Origin of the sequence: Diaminobutyricibacter sp. McL0608, assembly GCF_039613825.1 — a bacterium.
Classification (GTDB): domain Bacteria; phylum Actinomycetota; class Actinomycetes; order Actinomycetales; family Microbacteriaceae; genus Diaminobutyricibacter.
In genome coordinates, this window is the sequence record NZ_CP154826.1 from 475352 (window position 1) to 492625 (window position 17274).

Annotated in this window: 14 protein-coding genes; 11 read left to right on the plus strand and 3 right to left on the minus strand. The window is 58.8% G+C overall.

Annotation, left to right across the window (positions count from 1 at the left end):
* Window positions 1–350 precede the first annotated feature (350 nt).
* The gene (locus AAYO93_RS02290) at window positions 351–1013 is read right to left on the minus strand and encodes a GntR family transcriptional regulator (RefSeq protein WP_345763404.1); all 663 of its coding nucleotides are present in this window, start codon (window positions 1011–1013) and stop codon (window positions 351–353) included.
* A gap of 324 nt (window positions 1014–1337) precedes the next feature.
* On the opposite strand from AAYO93_RS02290, the gene AAYO93_RS02295 reads away from it, so the two are divergent.
* The 4 genes from AAYO93_RS02295 to AAYO93_RS02310 all read left to right on the plus strand — a co-directional run bounded on the left by AAYO93_RS02295 (window position 1338) and on the right by AAYO93_RS02310 (window position 6241).
* Window positions 1338–2681, plus strand: a complete 1344-nt coding sequence (locus tag AAYO93_RS02295) for an extracellular solute-binding protein (RefSeq protein WP_345763405.1) — start codon at window positions 1338–1340, stop codon at window positions 2679–2681.
* A 27-nt stretch (window positions 2682–2708) separates the two neighbouring features.
* A complete protein-coding gene (locus tag AAYO93_RS02300; protein WP_345763406.1) occupies window positions 2709–3662 on the plus strand; it encodes a carbohydrate ABC transporter permease in 954 nt (317 codons plus the stop codon).
* Window positions 3659–4582 (plus strand): carbohydrate ABC transporter permease, encoded by a 924-nt coding sequence (locus AAYO93_RS02305; protein ID WP_345763407.1) that lies wholly within the window; start codon window positions 3659–3661, stop codon window positions 4580–4582. Before AAYO93_RS02300 ends, AAYO93_RS02305 begins: the two co-directional genes overlap by 4 nt.
* 291 nt (window positions 4583–4873) lie before the next feature.
* Entirely contained in the window at window positions 4874–6241 is a 1368-nt protein-coding gene (locus AAYO93_RS02310; RefSeq protein WP_345764947.1) for a glycoside hydrolase family 5 protein, read from the plus strand.
* A gap of 375 nt (window positions 6242–6616) precedes the next feature.
* Here the strand turns inward: AAYO93_RS02310 and AAYO93_RS20155 are convergent, their stop codons facing one another.
* The gene (locus tag AAYO93_RS20155) at window positions 6617–7570 is read right to left on the minus strand and encodes an NAD(P)/FAD-dependent oxidoreductase (RefSeq protein ID WP_434056664.1); all 954 of its coding nucleotides are present in this window, start codon (window positions 7568–7570) and stop codon (window positions 6617–6619) included.
* A 221-nt stretch (window positions 7571–7791) separates the two neighbouring features.
* On the opposite strand from AAYO93_RS20155, the gene AAYO93_RS02320 reads away from it, so the two are divergent.
* Together AAYO93_RS02320 and AAYO93_RS02325 are read left to right on the plus strand one after the other, a co-directional pair.
* Window positions 7792–8793, plus strand: a complete 1002-nt coding sequence (locus AAYO93_RS02320; RefSeq protein ID WP_345763409.1) for a C-terminal binding protein — start codon at window positions 7792–7794, stop codon at window positions 8791–8793.
* The gene (locus tag AAYO93_RS02325) at window positions 8790–9641 is read left to right on the plus strand and encodes a fumarylacetoacetate hydrolase family protein (protein WP_345763410.1); all 852 of its coding nucleotides are present in this window, start codon (window positions 8790–8792) and stop codon (window positions 9639–9641) included. Before AAYO93_RS02320 ends, AAYO93_RS02325 begins: the two co-directional genes overlap by 4 nt.
* A 141-nt stretch (window positions 9642–9782) precedes the next feature.
* Here the strand turns inward: AAYO93_RS02325 and AAYO93_RS02330 are convergent, their stop codons facing one another.
* Complete coding sequence (locus AAYO93_RS02330) at window positions 9783–11636, minus strand: MOSC domain-containing protein (RefSeq protein WP_345763411.1); 1854 nt, start codon at window positions 11634–11636, stop codon at window positions 9783–9785.
* 366 nt (window positions 11637–12002) lie between these two features.
* Between AAYO93_RS02330 and AAYO93_RS02335 the strand changes: the two genes are divergently transcribed.
* The 5 genes from AAYO93_RS02335 to AAYO93_RS02355 all read left to right on the plus strand — a co-directional run bounded on the left by AAYO93_RS02335 (window position 12003) and on the right by AAYO93_RS02355 (window position 17137).
* Window positions 12003–13523, plus strand: a complete 1521-nt coding sequence (locus AAYO93_RS02335) for an ABC transporter substrate-binding protein (protein WP_345763412.1) — start codon at window positions 12003–12005, stop codon at window positions 13521–13523.
* A gap of 71 nt (window positions 13524–13594) precedes the next feature.
* Window positions 13595–14500: an ABC transporter permease gene (locus AAYO93_RS02340; protein ID WP_345763413.1), complete on the plus strand. Its 906-nt coding sequence runs from the start codon at window positions 13595–13597 to the stop codon at window positions 14498–14500.
* Window positions 14497–15384: an ABC transporter permease gene (locus AAYO93_RS02345; protein ID WP_345763414.1), complete on the plus strand. Its 888-nt coding sequence runs from the start codon at window positions 14497–14499 to the stop codon at window positions 15382–15384. Before AAYO93_RS02340 ends, AAYO93_RS02345 begins: the two co-directional genes overlap by 4 nt.
* A complete protein-coding gene (locus tag AAYO93_RS02350) occupies window positions 15381–16385 on the plus strand; it encodes an ABC transporter ATP-binding protein (RefSeq protein WP_345763415.1) in 1005 nt (334 codons plus the stop codon). Before AAYO93_RS02345 ends, AAYO93_RS02350 begins: the two co-directional genes overlap by 4 nt.
* Window positions 16386–16465: 80 nt before the next feature.
* Window positions 16466–17137, plus strand: a complete 672-nt coding sequence (locus AAYO93_RS02355) for an ABC transporter ATP-binding protein (protein WP_345763416.1) — start codon at window positions 16466–16468, stop codon at window positions 17135–17137.
* Window positions 17138–17274 lie beyond the last annotated feature (137 nt).

Below are 17274 nucleotides of genomic sequence, written 5' to 3' on the forward strand. Positions count from 1 at the left end.
TTCACGTCCGGGCTACATGATATAGAAGATTGCGAGCCCAAGGGCGATGGATTGATATGTCCACCGTCCCCTTCGCAATACGGACCGACGCGCGCGACCCCGAATGCCGGGCCGAGGCTGTCGGGCGCGAATCTGCGACTTCGTTACGGCCGCTGCTTCAGTGTTTGTAACAGCAGCCGAACGAGATGCGGCCTCGGGCGAGCGCGCAATTCGCTCTAGCCCCGAACGCGTCAGCGGCGCCAACGGGTTGAGGAAAGCAAGATTCGCGTGGCGGTTGTTGCGGTGGAGTAGTCGCGTTCGACGCACGCGGCGGTGTCTATTTCAGGTCCCGTTGCCTTGTATAGCTGAGATCAATCTGGTTCGGACGTTGAGATCCGTTCGGCGGCAGTCCTAATGTGGTCAGCCATTGCTCTTCGCGCGATGTCTGGACTGCCGCTCGTGAGTGCTTCAACGAGGTCGTTGTGAGATTGCGCGTGAAGCTTCAACTCGGCTGAGCCCAGTGCTCCATTCGCGGCGAGAAGAAACCCGTTGATGCGCCCGCGAAGCTGCGAGGTGATTGACATCAGGCTGTTGTTGTTAGTCATCTCCCAAAGCGTCTCGTGGAACCGGCGATCGAGTGCGAACATCTCATCAGCCCTACCGTGTTGGGCCGCCACGGACATCTCAGTGACGATAGTTCGCAACGTCGCTTCACTTTGCGGAGTCCACAACACTTGAGCCCGCTCTGCGACATAGACCTCAAGGACAATTCGAAGGTCCGATATTTCAGCAAGTTCGTCGGCGGTCAAGCACGCCACGCGCGCTCCCCGTCGAGGCTCGCGCTCTACGAGTCCTTCCTCTGCGAGCCTAGCGAGTGCTTCACGGACTGGGATGTGACTAACGCCAAGCTGTACCGCCAGTTTTCGTTCGACCAGGCGTTCGCCTGGAGCAAACGTGCCTTCTTCGATTGCAGCCCTGAGCTCGTCCGCGACTTTGTCAGAGATATTTCGATCAGAGACGTTTCCAATCGCCATCGAAACCCCTCCGTTTCTCTCCTTGGATAGTCCGAGGCAGTGCAACCTTGCTACATGTTATAGGAAATGAACAGATGCGATCCCGCACAGGCCCATCCCCCTTGCTCAGGTCGTCCTCGGACGAAGCGTTCAGTGAATCGATGTCGGAGACTTGCCCGGCCGTATTAGAACTTGTTGGCGGATTGGGATAGAAACGGAGATATTGGGCCTTCCCTCTGATACTAATCTGCTATAGCATCTAGCATCAACGACTAGGGTGCAGACTCCCGGCCCCTAGCAATATCAGCTCAGACCTGAAGAGGTCACACAGTAAAGGACCGCCAAATGAAAACTGCGCTAACAAGGACGTCCGCGCTCGCACTGGCCGTGTTGTTCGCCGCCGCCGGCCTGAGTGGGTGTTCATCTGCCTCGGGTGGAGGCGCCTCGCCCGCTAGCTCGGCAGACATTGCAAAGGCGATGAATACGCCGACAACCCTCACATATTGGACGTGGGGTGCGGGGACCGAGTACGAGGTCGCGAAATTCGAAGCGAAGTACCCAAAGATCAAAGTGAACGTCGTAAACGTCGGAGTCGGGACCGCGGAGTATCAGAAACTTCGAGCAGCTATGAGTGCTGGCACAGGAGGCCCTGACGCGGCCTTCATCGAGTTCAACGAGCTGCCATCCTTCAGACTTACCGGCAGTCTGGTGAACCTAGCGCAGTTTGACGCCAATTCAGTCAAGCAGAAGTTCGTTCCTTTCGCGTGGGGCCAGGTTGCGGACTCCGCGGGCGTGTGGGCTCTTCCAGTCGGTTCTGGACCGATGGCAAGCATGTGGCGAACCGACATCCTTAGCAACGCGGGAATTGCAACCCCGCCGGAAACTTGGGATCAATTCGCTCAGGACGCGAAGCAGCTCAAATCGAAAACAGGTGCCGACATCGCGTCGCTAGATTCTGGCAATCCTGCCCAGCTGATTGGACTTCTTTGGCAAGCTGGGGCGCGTCCCTTTAGCTACGACGGAAAGAAGACCGTCGGTGTCGATCTCGATTCAGCAACAAGTAAGAAGGTTGTCGCGTATTGGCAGGGCCTGATCAAAGACGGTCTTGTTAGCACAGGCGCGGCGCTGACGAACGACTGGTATCAGAGTATCAACGGAGGGAAAATCGCCAGTTGGCAGACCGCGGCGTGGGGTCCGGGTGTTCTGCAGGGCGCAGCGGCAAGCACGAGCGGCAAGTGGACCGTCACCGCGCTCCCGCAGTGGACTCAGGGGGCAGATGTAGGAAGCAACTGGGGCGGTGGCGGAGACGTGATTCTGAAGAACTCCAAGAATCCGATCGCCACATACGAGTTTCTGAAATTCATCGATTCCGACGCCGACACCACGCTCCACGATGCCGTTGTTAATGGCCAGTCTCCTGTAACAGAGTCGACGCTCAACAATCCCGAATACACAGACGCTAAGTCTGCATTCCTCGGCGGACAGCAGGTGAACAAGGTCTACGCTTCGATCTCGAGGGCTGTCGGCTCTGACTTCGAATGGCCCCCGTTCATGGACTACGTGTCTTCCGAGTATGTCTCGACCGTAGGGGCCGCCATGACAAGCAACGGGGATATGGTTTCAGCCCTCAGCAAATGGCAGCAGAACGTGGTTGCTTACGCTAAGGATCAGGGCTTCACGGTCAAGTAGCGTCAGCCCAGGGGCGAGGCGCGGCTGATGACGCGCCTCGTCCCCAACTCGATTGGAGACACCATGGTTTCGACTGCGGTGGAAAAGTCGCGCAAGCGCAACGTCCTTCACGGCCCTCAAAGAAGAGCGGTTTGGGGTCTGGTGACACCGTTTCTCCTAGCATTCCTTGCGCTCTTCGTCTCGCCACTCGTCTATTCCGCGTACCTCAGCCTGTTCAGGTCCGAACTAGTCGGAGGCATTAGCTTTGCCGGACTCGAGAATTACACCCGGGTCCTGACCGATCCCAACTTCTGGTTTGGCTTCGGAAGAGTCGCCCTGATCCTGCTGATTCAGGTGCCGCTTGCGCTCGGCGTGGCAATACTCCTTGCGCTCATTTTTGACACCAATCGAGTGCGAGGCGGGAAATTTGCTCGGCTTTCCATCTTCTTGCCATATGCGGTTCCCAGCGTCATCGCAACTCTTATGTGGGGTTACATCTACGGGTCGAACTACGGTCTTGTCACGCAGATACTGAAGTTCCTCGGTCTCGGGCCAGTGGATCTCTTGAGCAGCTCCAACATCCTGGGGTCGATAATGAACATCCTGTCGTGGGAATTCATTGGCTACAACATGATCATTCTCTATTCCGCGCTGCGGGCGGTGCCGACGGACTTGTACGACGCTGCAGAGATAGATGGTGCCGGTCAATGGCGCATAGCTTGGAGTATCAAGCTGCCGGCAATCCGTCCCGCGATTGTGCTCACGATCATGTTCTCGATAATCGGGTCCTTCCAGGTATTCAATGAACCAAACTTGCTCAGTCTGCTAGCGCCGTCAGCAATCGGTTCGAATTTCACGCCCAATCTCTACGCCTACAACTCGGCGTTCAAGAACCAGGATGTGAACTACGCCGCGGCGATCGCATTTCTCTTGGGTCTGATAACCGTGATTGTTTCGTTCGCGTTCCAGACTGCGGCAAATCGAAGGGCATCGCGCTCATGATCGAGCAGACTTACAAATCGGTAAAGCCCGCGCCACGCGCAACGGACCGGTCAATACAGAGGCGAGCTCGCACGGCGGTGCGCGATAGGCGAAGTGCGATCCTAACGGTAATTGTCTGGACTACCTTGCTGTACTTCCTGACCCCGCTCGCCTGGCTTCTTGTCTCATCGACTAAGAGCAATAGTGAACTGTTCTCCACCTTCGGGCTCTCATTCGGCGGGCATCTGATCGAGAACCTCGGGAACCTATTTGTCTTCCAGGATGGCGTCTTCTGGAGGTGGATGCTCAATACGGTCGTCTACGCAGGCGCCAGCGCGGTCGTCGGGACGGTTCTGGCAACGGCATGCGGCTACGCGCTAGCGAAATTTGACTTCAGGGGGAAAACTGCGTTGTTCAGCGTCATCATCGGTTCGTTGATGATCCCGCTAACGGCACTGGCGATTCCCACCTACCTCGTGTTTAGTACAGTTGGGTTGACCAACAGTCCGTGGGCGATCATTCTTCCGTCGATCGTGAGCCCATTTGGTGTCTACCTGATGCGGGTCTACTCGTCTGAAGCGGTGGATGATTCGGTTCTTGAAGCCGGACGTATCGATGGCGCTTCTGAGTTCAGAATATTCTCTGGCATCGCCTTACCTGCGTTGGCGCCGGGAATGGCGACCGTCGCGCTCTTCATACTCGTGGCGACCTGGAACAACTACTTCCTACCGCTGATTATGCTCAACAGTTCTGAGCTGTTCCCGGTAACCGTGGGTCTCGCGCAATGGGAGGCGGCCGCAGGGGTAGCAACGTCGTCTCAGACTCTGTACTCCTTGGTTCTCACCGGATCATTCGTTTCGATCCTCCCCCTCATCGGATCCTTCCTCTTCCTGCAACGATTTTGGCAGTCCGGCCTGACCGCGGGAAGCGTCAAAGGTTGATCTCGAGCGGACCTGAAGGGTGATTTGAACTGTGTTCACATCGAGTAGCGGTCGCCCTCACTTCTGACCGGAATTGAGCTTCGGCAGAAGTATCGGACCACGAGCTCGTGCTTGACGTCAGCGTCGTCGTAGCGTCCATTTTCCTGTTTGATTTAGCAAATATTAGGGAGTCTCATGAATAGTGCCGTCCAACCCAGCCCCGACTATCGGATCCAAGGCCCAATTAGCCACAGAGGGAAATGGTTGGTCGACGCGACCGGACGAGTGGTTCAATTTCGTGGAATCAACCTCATGCGTAGGCTGCCTCCGTTTCTGCCGGAGCCATTCGGCGCAGAAGACGCACGTTGGCTTGCGGACCAGGGTTTCAATAGCGCTCGTCTAGGCCTGATGTACGAGGCCGTCGAACCCGAACTTGACACGTACGACGACCAATACATCGGGCGAATGGTCGAATACAGCAGATTGCTCGCGGACCACGGATTCTTCAATACGATCGACTTCCATCAGGACTCATTTGCCAGGCTCTTTGGCGGTGATGGCTTTCCTTCGTGGGCTGTCGCCAACGCACCGGATCTCGAAGAACGCTGGGCTCACCTCGCGGTCGCTTTCGATCAGATCGATTGTGGCCTGCTCAAGTTCATGCTTCAGATGGAGTTCAACCCGATTCTCCGTCGATCGTGGGACCATTTCTGGTCTAATGCGGAGCTTGAGAACGGGCGGGGCCTGCAAGACCAGTTCATCCGCGCTTGCGCACATGTTCTGAGCGCGTTTTCGAGCGAACAAGCGCGCCTGATCGGGTACTCGCCGCTAAATGAGCCGGTCGTCGGGAATCTTGTCGCGCCTTTGGGCGATCATATTGCGGCCCAGCGGGGACCGTTCTACCAGCGTTGGCTGGACGCAGCACGCAAAGTGGACCCGGACGGCCTTGTCTACCTCTTTAGCGATATCTTAACGGTCGCCGGGAACGGGAAACCCGACCCTGTAAACGTAAGGCACCTTGCTCACTCAGTCGTGGACGAGAACATCGGATTCGAGCGCCACCACTACAACGGTTCTTTCGGTGGAGGGGACCCCGTTTCGCAGCGTGCGCAGTACGAGGAAGATGAGGAGCTCGCCCGCGAGGTGGGCTTGCCTTTCGTGGTCAACGAGTTCTCTGCGAGTGACAATGACAGCAACACTGCGCGCGATGTCGACTACGCTGGCGAGCTCTTTTTGTCATGGATGATGTGGTCGTACTATCCGGAGGGAGAGATTTGCTGCTCGGATTCCGGGCTCCTTCTCGATGACTCCCTGCCGGCGTCCGACGATAACGTGAAGCCTGGTAAGGCGGATGCACTCGTTACGCCGTACCCGCAGGCCGTGGCGGGAACGCCACTTAGTTTTCATTTCGACAGAGACACGGCGACGATGAGCCTGGAGTACTCAACCGAAGCCGCTGATGCGCGTCTTCGTTCGGATGCCGCGACGGTGATCTTTGTCCCCAGGCGCGTCTACCCCACCGGCTACAGGGTGGAGGTCGAAGGCGCTCGAGTTATTTCCGATCCAACCGCGCCTTGGGTTGAGCTCCTCGCGAACGACACCTCGCTTTTGGTCTCAGTGCGCATCACTGGGAGGTCGGGCTCGTTCGTCGCCCTTCCGAGTGAATACAAACGGCCGTAGTCCGCACTTTTCTATGTTCGTCTGCGCAGGACAGGCGCTGCGTGTCCGGATCTTGCCATGAAGTATCAAGTCACGGCAGTGCCGGCCTTGACGTTGCCCAAAGCAACGCGGTGCGTGATTCATTCACTGGAGCCATGCCGGGTAAGGCCTTTGCCGCTCGGGTTGAGCGGGCGCTAAGTGCGTAGTCACTTTCCGTCCTTACGCACCACCGAGCGCGGACATTGCGACTCGGCCAACAGGGCCGATAAAGAGGGCGAAAATGCCCGTCATCAGTGGAACTGATCGCCCTGGCCGCGAACCAAGTGGGGACAATGGCGGGTTTTGCTATTGGCCCTTCTTGGAGCCGCGCTGTATTGTCTCGGTCGGCAACGCGCTCTATCTAGCGAACCATGACACAGATTCGCCGCGCACCGCTCGTACCAGGTCTCGTTCAAGCAGATACCCGGCAATATCGATGGCTGCGGTGGATCCCTCCCCGGCAGCAGTGATGACCTGTGCGCGAGGGTTCGAGATGTTCCCGGCAGCCCACACCCCTGTCATCGAAGTTCGGCCAGTCGAGCCGACGTCGATCCACGGTCCTCCTTCTGCTCGCACAAGATCCAGAGAAGCCACGGCGGCGTCGCGCGGTTCCATCATCGGCGCAACGAACGCAGTATCGTGCCTGACGTGACGGCCGTCCTCGAGGGCCAGCTCAACGCCGCGCTGCTTTGGATCCGAATCGCGGCCGATGTGCACGACAGGAGTCGAATCGAGCGCGACTCCAATTGCCTCCAGTCGCACACGCTGATCATCCCCGAGCGCAATCCCATTCGTGTAGAAAGCGACATCCTCGCTGTACCGTCGCATCAGCCCCGCCTGATGCACGGACATGGGGGCGTTCTGGCCCCCAATCACTGCTATCCGACTTCCCGCTACTTCTCTCCCGTGGCAGTGCGGGCAGTGATGCACAAGGTCTCCCCACAGCTCTTGGGCTCCGGGGATATTCGGAAGTACATCACGCAATCCAGTTGCAACGAGCATTGCCGGAGCGATCAGCTCGCTTCCGTCTTTGAGTACTACACGGAATTCGCTCTCACCGTGCCGCTCCGCGTGAGTCGCGTGAGCCTCGAGACTGCGGCCGCCGAAGCCAACCAGTTCCTCCCGTCCAGTCCGAAGAAGCGCCGACGGCTCCATGCCATCTCGAGATAGAAAGCCGTGCATGTGTGTCGCCGGCGCATTTCGTGGAGTCTGATCCTCAATCACGACCACGCGAGCGCCGGTTCGCGCCAGCACAATACCCCCGCTCAAACCCGCGGCACCGCCGCCGAGCACAATTGCATCCCACGTCATATTGAGTCTTCCTTCCGTTGTCCTCCCAGGGTCGAGGAGGAGGGATCACGGGCAAAGAATTCTTGCCAAAACGGCGACGAGTTCGCAACAGGCACCCGCGAGTACCCAGTGGTCAGTCGTGTCTGGCAAGTGCTGAGCGCTGGATGCTGATGATTCGTTGCCAAAACAGCATTGTCCCACGAATCCTTGGCATCAAACGCTAGATGCTATAGCATTTTCATATGACTAGAACTGTCTTGATAACGGACTATGACCTCCCGGGCAGCGTTGCAGAGGATGAGTTGGTCGCAGCTGGGCTCCACGTCAATCGCGCGGAAGAGACATCCGAGAGTTCGATTATTGAAGCGGGCGAGGGGGCATCAGGATTGATCGTCCAATGGGCACCGATCACTGCCCGGATTATGGATGCTCTTCCGGATCTCCGCGTGATCAGCCGATTGGGAATCGGTGTCGACATGATCGACATTCCAGCCGCAACCGCCCGAGGGATTGCTGTGGCTAACACACCCAGCTATTGCATCGAAGAGGTCGCCAGCCACAGCATTGCCATGCTGATGACCCTGGCGAGGGGAATCGCTGGCTACGATCGGGCCGTGCGCGATGGGAGCTGGAAGGCGACAAATGCCGCGCCCATGGCGGTTCGTCCGTCAAGAACTACGGTCGGGATTGTTGGGTATGGGCGGATCGGTTCTCTTGTGGCAAAGGGATGCGCGGCGCTCGGGTTCGCGGTAATTGTGGCAGATCCGTATGTGCCCTCGGAGCGAATCATCGCAGATGGTTTCCGTTACGTCACAAGGGAGGAAGCCATCGCATCCGCCGACTTGTTGAGTCTTCACGTCCCGCTTACCGATGAGACTTACCATCTCCTTAATGCAGGTTCCCTTGAGCGCATGAAGTTGGGCGCCGCCATCGTAAACACCTGTCGTGGCGCATTGATTGATGAGATTGCCTTGGCCAGTGCTGTGGAGTCTGGTCACTTGTCGGGGGCGGCGCTAGATGTGTTCGGAGCGGAGCCGCTGAGCTCGACAAGTCGGCTCCGAGAGGTTCAAGGTATTCTCCTGTCCCCACACGCGGCGTGGTATTCCCCTGAATCGCTGGTTGATCTTCCCCTACACGCTGCCGCGAACGTCATCCGCTTCCTTGCTGGAGAGGAACTATCCTCGACGATTGTCAATCCCGACTTTGGATCAGTCGCCGGCGTGAGCGCTCGAGGAGCACGATGAGGCTTCTCCGGCTAGGCGCCGCCGGCGCAGAAAGGCCGGCTGTCGAGGGAGACGATGGCGTCGTCTACGACGCGAGCGGAGTCGCTACTGACTTTGACGGCGACTTCTTCGCGAGCGGTGGTATTGCACGAATTCGTTCCGCGCTAGATGCGGGCTTCCTTCCTAGTCTTGCGGAGACCAAAGATCTTCGGATTGGTTCGCCGATATCGCGTCCTGCGGCTGTGATATGTGTCGGCATGAACTACGCAGCTCACGCGGCCGAATCCGGCTCCGCTCCGCCGGTCAGCCCGGTGATCTTCTTCAAGCACCCCAACACGGTCGTCGGCCCATTCGATGATGTCAAGATCCCGCCTGGTGCGACGAAGGTCGATTGGGAGGTTGAGCTTGCGGTGGTGATCGGCAGCCGGGCAAGCTATCTGCCTTCTCCGGCGGCAGCTCGGGAGTGCATCGCTGGATACGCGATTTCCAACGACGTCTCCGAACGTGACTACCAACTGGAGAACGGTCAATGGTCCAAGGGAAAGAGCTGCGAGACATTCAACCCGCTTGGGCCATACCTTGTACCACGTGAAGACATTGATTCCACCACACTGCGGCTCAGGTCAAGTGTAAACGGGGCGCTCAGGCAGGATTCGTCGACTGCAGACATGATTACGGGCGTTGATGAGCTCATCTGGCACATAAGTCAGTATCTTGTGCTCGAGCCTGGGGATGTCGTCAATACTGGGACACCCGAAGGGGTCGCGCTATCGGGACGTTACCCGTATCTGCAACCCGGCGACGAGATGTCTCTCTCTATTGAAGGGCTCGGCGAGCAGCGCTCAATTCTCGTCGATGGCCGGGACTGACGAGATGAACTGTTCGCCGAACCGCGACGCCGTCTCAGATCGAGAACTCCCGACGGAGCCATATCTGTGATGTGAGGCGCTTGGGCGGTTCGCTCGACGGGAAGGGAGCCGCTCGAGGCCGCCTGCATGCCTAAACACGGACTATCCGTCGTGCCCGAGCACAACATCGGTAAGTGGAGTCGAGCAGCACACAAGTATGGACCCTTCCGGTGGGGGCGTCAGCGGGTCCACTAGATACTCGACCTGTCCACTTCGCAGCCGCTGGGCGCACGTTCCGCAGACGCCGGCGCGGCAACCGGAGGGGACGGCCAAGCCGATCGATTCGATGGCATCGAGGAGCGACCCCACTGATGGGTTCCATTCCACAGACACCGCATGTTCAGGAATCTCCACCCGAAAGGGACCTTCGGCAGTCGGTTCGCGGGGAGGCTGTTCGATTGCGCCGGACGGTGAGAAAAAGACTTCCGAGCGAATGGATGTCGCTTCGAATCCTATGCCCATGAGGATTCTGCGCATCGACTGTTGGAAGGAGTCGGGGCCGCATATGTAGACAGTCGCGGAAGCGACCAGTTCGCCTACGCGTTCGAGGAGGTCTAGTGCTGTCGGGCGACGGTGGGTTGCCGCGTCGCTTGGGTGTGGGGGGCCGACCGAACGGGTGAGGAATAGCTCTGCTGAGGCGTCGGCGAGAGTTGACACCGCGGTGAGTACATCTCCCCACAGGGCAACGTCTTCCATCGTTCTGTCGATATGAATTACGCGAACAGGAAACAGGCAATCTTGGGCGGCGAGCGATCGAAGCATCGCAACTGAAGGTGTGATGCCGATCCCAGCGCTTAGGAATACGTTCGGACCCCCTTCGGAGCCGTTGGGCGTTACGTCGCCGAACGGACCGGTTATTGAGAGCTGCTCGCCGACCATGAATCGATTGTGTAGCTCCCGCGAAATCCGACCGTCCCTCTTGACGGAAATGCGAATCCGATCGTCTCGCGTCCCGGAAACGGTGTAGCAGCGCCAGCTGGGCGCGGCAACACCTGGCAAATGTACACGCACGTGTTGGCCTGGCTGAATGTCGCCCGCAAGTCCCTGAGGGTCGTGAAACCAGAAGCTCACGACACTGTCGCTCTCGACGACTCTTTCATCGACTAGAACCGAACGCGGCCACGTCGCGTTCGCTGGAGCAGTCTTCGACGGTGCAGCTCTTTCGCCGAAAACTTCAATTGACTGTCCGACCTCGATGCGACCCGGAGAAACGACTCGGGCATAAACCCCGCAATACATGTGGCCGAACTGTCCCGCGAGGAGGGCCGGAACGTTGAGATCGGATAACCCGGTCACGGGGTCAATTGTCGTCGCGCGGCACCGGTCAGTCGGTTGGAAAACTTCCATCTCGACTCCGCCTACCCGAATTCGCCGACCCACGAGATCGAATTCTGCCCAAGGCGCGAGGTCGTTTACATAAAGGTTCGCGCGGAAACGCCGGCGATCGACAACGCGACCTGACGCGCGCGCGAGCTCATCTAGCGTCGCGATATTGATGATCGACAGGTGCGCGCCAGGCCAATCCCAAAGTCCAACCTTGCTGATTGTTAGCTCTGCTGGGCCCATGGGGCCGGGCGGAAGGATTCGCTGAAGCACATCATTCGCCGCGTCGACGTCGCGGCCTAAGGCGACGGGGTCGTCGAGACGAATTCGGATTCGGGGGGCGGGATTCTTGCGAAGCGTTGTGGGCGGTCGCACGGTCAACACGGCCGGTTCGGCTGTGTCTGCCCCCTGCAATTCGGTTTCGAACACAACGAGTTCGGCGTTCTTTGCAACGTGGAAATACGCCTCACGCGGATTCCAGCCGTCCGCGAATCGCGAACCGCTCGTCCCGTTCGTGATCCCGAGGGCACGGTCATAACGCAGGCCCAAGCCAATGTTGAGCTGTGCGAATTCGCAAGGGACACCAGGAAGCCCCTTGACCGGGTAGCGAACGATCGACGAGAGGTGTGCCACATCGTCACCGTGCCTTCTCTGCCTAGGAATTGCCGGATCGTTCCGGCATTTCTGCGAATCTAACCGTAATTTGAGCGGCGGTCAACTGTTTCGACCCGGTCTCGGATAGATAAATTTGTTGGAGGAACTGTTGACGTCGACGTCGGATGGAGATACATTTCACGTCAATGCCGGAACGATCCGGCTAAGCTGGAAAACCGAAGCGTCAAACCCGTTCATGTCAGACCCGTGGGACTTGATCACACAAAACAATTGAGGAGTCTGCAACACATGCGAAAACTTATGTTCGTCGGATGCTTGCTTGCCGCATCCGTGATGCTGAGCGCGTGCAGCGCGACAGCAAATGATCCGAATTCGAGTAGCGAGGTGAAGAACGGCTACCTCGCAGTCGCGGACCCCGCGATCGACTCGCACGGAACGTTCACCGTTCAGCTCGACTATGACACCCAGGAAGCCAAGGGCCTCGATCCTCAAACAGCGACGCAGGCCCGTTCCTGGACCATCATGGGCCTGGTGTACGACACGCTTGTCCGCATCGGACCAGACTTTCAGTTTGAGCCTGGATTGGCCACGTCGTGGACAAACCCGTCGCCGACCACGTACGTGTTCAATCTGCGCAAGGACGCCGTCTTCAGTAACGGTCGAGCGATGACTGCCGACGATGTAGTCGGAAGCATTGAAAAATTGCAAAAGAGCGGCGGAGACTGGGCCCTCCAACTCGGACCGATTCAGTCGGTTGCAGCGACGGGCCAAGACCAGGTGACCATCACCCTTGCGCGCCCGTACACGGCGCTGCTTGGGGCGCTCGCGAATACACCAGCGAGCATCCTGCCGATGAAGGAAATCAACGACGGCAGCGTGGACATTACGAAGACAATGCTCGGGACGGGTCCGTTCCAGGTGACGAGCCATGTTCAGGATCAGTCCTGGACGTTCAGCCGGAACCCGCACTACTACGACGCAAAGAAGCTCGGAATTGACAAGGTAGACATCGGAATTGTCACGCAGGAGTCAACTAGGCTCGCAGCTATCCGCGACGGCAGCGCTGACTATGTATTCTTCAACAATGTTGACGCGCTTGATCAACTCGGTGGCACGCGAAATGCTCGCGTGGTCAACCAGAAGAACACCGACTTCTATTACCTGTTGATCAACTCGCAGCGACCCGGGTCGCCGTTGCAGAACAACGACGTTCGTTTCGCGATCAATAGCGCGATCAACAGAACTCAGATCTCCGACATCGCTCTCGCCGGACAGGCAGCGCCTACCGCAGTCACACCGAGCTCGCTCCCCGGAGCGTGCGCACCCGGCGGCCTTCCATCGGCGACGACTTCGACCGACTCGATCAAATCTCTCCTTGCGAAGGCTGGAGCGAAGAACCTCAAATTGACGATGTCTATCTACAGCTCGGAGCCTGCCCTTGCGCAGATTGCACAGGTGATCCAGCAGCAACTCGCCAAAGTTGGAGTGACGCTCACGATCCAGAAGTATGACCTTGCAACCTACGTTGACAGGCTCTACACCCAGCAGCCAGGAAATTTCGACCTGGGGCTCAGCTGGTACGCCGGTTACGGAGATGCTGCTATGGTCTCGCGTTGGTGGAATGGTGACCAGGCGAAATTTACGGCCGGTTTCATGAATAACGACCCCGACCAGAACGCGCTTATTGTGCAGGCTAGCGAACAACCTGCGGGGACGGAGCGCACTGCCACACTCAAGAAGCTGTGCGACACGGTGGACAAGAACTCGGAGATGATTCCGTTAGTGTCCAGGCCCGGGGTTATCGGCTATCGCACCGATAAGGTCAGTCCCACGATCAATACGAACGAGGGATACGGCAACATTCTGCGCAATATCGTGGAATTTCGTCTGAAGGGTACGGCGTAGGAGCGATGCGACTGCTTCGATGGTTGCCTGGGCGGCTTCTGAGTTCTCTGCTGGTGCTTGTCGGCGCGTCAGTGCTGATTTTCGCCGCGGTGAGAAGCCTCCCGGGCAACTACTCCGACATCGTGCTCGGCACCTTTGCAACGCCGAGTGCGAAGGCGCACCTAATCGCCGAGTACGGTCTGAACCGCTCACTTCCGGAGCAGTATCTGCTTTGGTTGGTGGCGGCGTTCAGGGGCGACTTCGGCTTCTCACTAGCAAGTCACCTTCCGGTGGTGCAAGAGTTCGGCTCGCGGCTACCGCTGACCATCACGCTCGCGTTGATGGCAATGTGCTTCACCATCGCTATCGGACTCCCACTCGGAATCTATGCGGGCACGCACTCTGCAGGTGGCCGCGGCAGCATCATCGGCCGGCTGTTGAGCAGCATCGGAATCAGCATGCCGGAGTTCGTACTGGGAAGCCTGGTTGTATTCCTCTTCTCACGTTTCGCGCTTGGCTTATCCGTCGGCAACGTTGTCTCCCCGACGACCGATTTGAGTCAGTCGATCGTCTCGCTGATCTTGCCAGCGGCGGTGCTCTCCGTTTTCGCCATTGCATCGACGGCGAGAACCGCAAGGGACGCGACTCTCTCAGTTCTCGTTGAACCGCATATCGGTGCCGCTGTAGCACGCGGCGAGTCAAAGCGATTCATCATCCGTCATCACGTGTTGCGCAACGCGGCCATCCCAGTCCTAACACTCACCGCCACCTTGACGGCATATCTTCTTGGTGGCGCCGTCATCGTCGAGAACGTATTCGATATTCCGGGGATGGGTTCGTATCTCGTACAGGCGCTTGATCGGCGCGACTACGCCGTAATCCAGGCCGGCGTCTTGATCGCGACGCTGGTGTTCGTGTTGATGAGTTTTGTTGTCGACATTGTTACCGGCCTGATCGATCCGCGAGTCAGCGTCGCATCGAAAGGACGACGATCATGATGGCCACGCTGAGCGTAGACCACGAGCACGGTCGGTCCAGCTGGCGACGCTCGATGCGCTACATCCGTTCGTTCGACGGCCTCGCGAAGGTGGCGATGGTCGTGCTCGGTCTGCTGTTCCTGCTTGCTGGGCTCGCAGCGTTGACGGGGCTCGGTGGCGACCCCACAGCCATCGTGGGTCCCCGCCTATCCCCTCCTGCCGCTGGTTGGCCTCTCGGAACGGACAGCCTCGGGCGATCCCTTCTCCCGCGTCTACTAGAGGGGATCGGGACAACTCTTCTACTGTCGACGGTAGCGGTCGTGTGTACAGCGATCATCAGCACGATCTTTGGGATCGTCGCAGGTTATCGAGGCGGTCGCGTGGCCGGCACCATTATGCGAGTCGGAGATGTGCTCTATGCCTTCCCCTCAATAATCCTCGCAATCCTGATCGCTGCGGTCATCGGCCCGGGACAGACCGCTGCACTTGCGAGCATCGTGCTCGTGACGGTGCCGCTGATGACGCGGATGGTTAGCGCGGCGTCCCGTGCGGTGACGCAACGCGATTTCGTCGACTCGGCAATCATCAGCGGTGTCTCGACACCTCGGATACTCACGCGTCACATCCTTACGAACGTTTCGGGAACCATCGCCGTTCAAGGAACATACGCGCTCTCGGTCGGGATCCTGGTTGAAGGGGGTCTGAGCTTCCTCGGCTACGGCGTGCAACTTCCGGATTCGTCCCTCGGCCTCCTCATCCAAGAGGGCACACTCTACATGGTCAAAGCGCCGTGGTTACTCCTTGCGCCCGGCATCGTGCTGGTCGCCGCCATCCTCTCCATTAACATCCTCGGGGACAGTCTCCGTGATCGATTCGACCCCCGCAAAGCGAGGCCCCTGGTATGACCGAGATTCTGAGGGTAGTCGACGCCGTTGTCGACTACTCGACCTCGACGGGAACCGTCCGAGCTCTGGATGGCGCCACGCTCGAAGTGGGACGCGGCGAGTTCGTCGGCGTCGTGGGCGAGAGCGGGTCTGGCAAATCCACGCTCGGCCTGCTGGTGGGCAAGCTCCTTCCCGCTATCGCACGAATTGACGGGATCGTGGAGGTCGACGGGGTATCCGTTCTCGATACGAGGCGGGACGAGCTGTTGAGGCTGCGACGTGAATGTCTGGGCTTCGTGCCTCAGGATCCGGTGGGCGCGCTCAATCCGACCCTTCGCATAGGCAAGCAGATGCGTCTCGCGCTCCACGGGCTGGCCGCGACGACCGACGAGTTGGTCGCGATGCTGGATCGCGTTCGGATTCGCGAACCTCGCAGAGTACTGCAATTGTTTCCTCACCAGGTCTCGGGTGGAATGGCTCAACGAGTCGCGATAGCGATGGCGATGGCGCGAAAGCCCCGGATCCTGATCGCCGATGAACCGACCGCTGCCTTGGACAGCAACGTTCGCGAAGAGGTAACCAAGCTGATTTTCGAACTCGCCCGGGAGAGTGGAACGACGGTGCTTTGGTTGAGTCACGACCTCAATGCAGTCTCTCGCTGGTGCGAACGGATCGTCGTAATGTACGGGGGCCGAGTCGTGGAGGACGGACCGGCTACTGCCGTGCTCGTCAATCCACGACACCCGTACACGGCAGCGCTCGCTTCATCTGATCCTGCGCGAATCGCACGCGGTGAACGCCTGTTGCCGATCGCAGGAACACCCCCGGTCCTCACCCAACAGCTTCACGCTTGCGCATTCCACACACGCTGCGCACTCGCAATCGATGCGTGTCGCAATGTGCGACCCGAACCGACCACGTTTGGAGGACACACAGTTCTCTGCCGGCGGGCCGAAGAGTTCGACCCCGATGCCGACCTTGCGGCGCTGATTTCCGAAGCACAAGTGGGTGTGGACCGATGAGTGATGTCGTTCTGCAGTTGGAGCACGTCACCACCGCCTTCACCAGCGGGTGGGGTCGCAGCCGTCGCGTGCTCAAGGCGATGGACGACGTAACCTTCGAGGTGTCCGCCGGAGAGACCGTCGGGTTGGTCGGTGAATCGGGTTCAGGCAAGACCACCACTGGCGCCGTTGCACTGGGATTGCGGAAGCCGAGCGCTGGCTCCGTGCGTTTCCTCGGTGAGCCGTTCGGGGGGCGTCGGAAACGGGCGGGCCTCATCCAGGCCGTGCTTCAAAACCCTCAATGGTCACTCAACCCTCGGCTTGCAGTCGGGGCCTCCATCGCCGAGCCGCTTTCGGCTCTCGACGGGTCGTCACTTCGCTCGCACCACAGCGAGGTCGAGCGGATGTTGAGCCAGGTGGGTCTCCAGCCTGCCTTCGCTACTCGGTATGCGCATGAGCTCTCCGGCGGTCAGAAACAGCGCATCGCGATTGCTCGAGCTTTGATTACCCATCCACGTTTCATCGTGTTCGATGAGGCTGTAAGCGCACTCGATGTCTCTGTCCAAGCGCAGATCCTCAATCTGATCGCTGATCTGCAAGCCGAACACGGTTTCGGAGCGCTCTTCATCTCCCACGACCTAGCCGCGGTGCGCTACGTGTCCCATCGCATCGCGGTGATGCAGTCCGGCTCGATCGTCGAGCTTGCCGAGACAGCTCATTTCTACGGAACGCCAACCCACGCCTATTCACGCCAACTCATGGAGGACTTGTGACGTCGCCAAAATCTACGCTCGCCGACTCAGGGCCACGGCTGACACCTCAGCCCGATTGGGGCGACCGCACTGGGAACGCGGAGGCCGTTCTCGAACCCGAATCGAGCCGGGGACGCGGCGAAATTGCATACGACTTT

Bases quoted from the DNA above. Each gene is read 5' to 3' on its own strand.
- AAYO93_RS02290 (WP_345763404.1), bottom strand. From the start codon at position 1,013: ATGGCGATTGGAAACGTCTCTGATCGAAATATCTCTGACAAAGTCGCG.
- AAYO93_RS02295 (WP_345763405.1), top strand. From the start codon at position 1,338: ATGAAAACTGCGCTAACAAGGACGTCCGCGCTCGCACTGGCCGTGTTG.
- AAYO93_RS02300 (WP_345763406.1), top strand. From the start codon at position 2,709: ATGACGCGCCTCGTCCCCAACTCGATTGGAGACACCATGGTTTCGACT.
- AAYO93_RS02305 (WP_345763407.1), top strand. From the start codon at position 3,659: ATGATCGAGCAGACTTACAAATCGGTAAAGCCCGCGCCACGCGCAACG.
- AAYO93_RS02310 (WP_345764947.1), top strand. From the start codon at position 4,874: ATGCGTAGGCTGCCTCCGTTTCTGCCGGAGCCATTCGGCGCAGAAGAC.
- AAYO93_RS20155 (WP_434056664.1), bottom strand. From the start codon at position 7,570: ATGACGTGGGATGCAATTGTGCTCGGCGGCGGTGCCGCGGGTTTGAGC.
- AAYO93_RS02320 (WP_345763409.1), top strand. From the start codon at position 7,792: ATGACTAGAACTGTCTTGATAACGGACTATGACCTCCCGGGCAGCGTT.
- AAYO93_RS02325 (WP_345763410.1), top strand. From the start codon at position 8,790: ATGAGGCTTCTCCGGCTAGGCGCCGCCGGCGCAGAAAGGCCGGCTGTC.
- AAYO93_RS02345 (WP_345763414.1), top strand. From the start codon at position 14,497: ATGATGGCCACGCTGAGCGTAGACCACGAGCACGGTCGGTCCAGCTGG.
- AAYO93_RS02350 (WP_345763415.1), top strand. From the start codon at position 15,381: ATGACCGAGATTCTGAGGGTAGTCGACGCCGTTGTCGACTACTCGACC.
- AAYO93_RS02355 (WP_345763416.1), top strand. From the start codon at position 16,466: ATGGACGACGTAACCTTCGAGGTGTCCGCCGGAGAGACCGTCGGGTTG.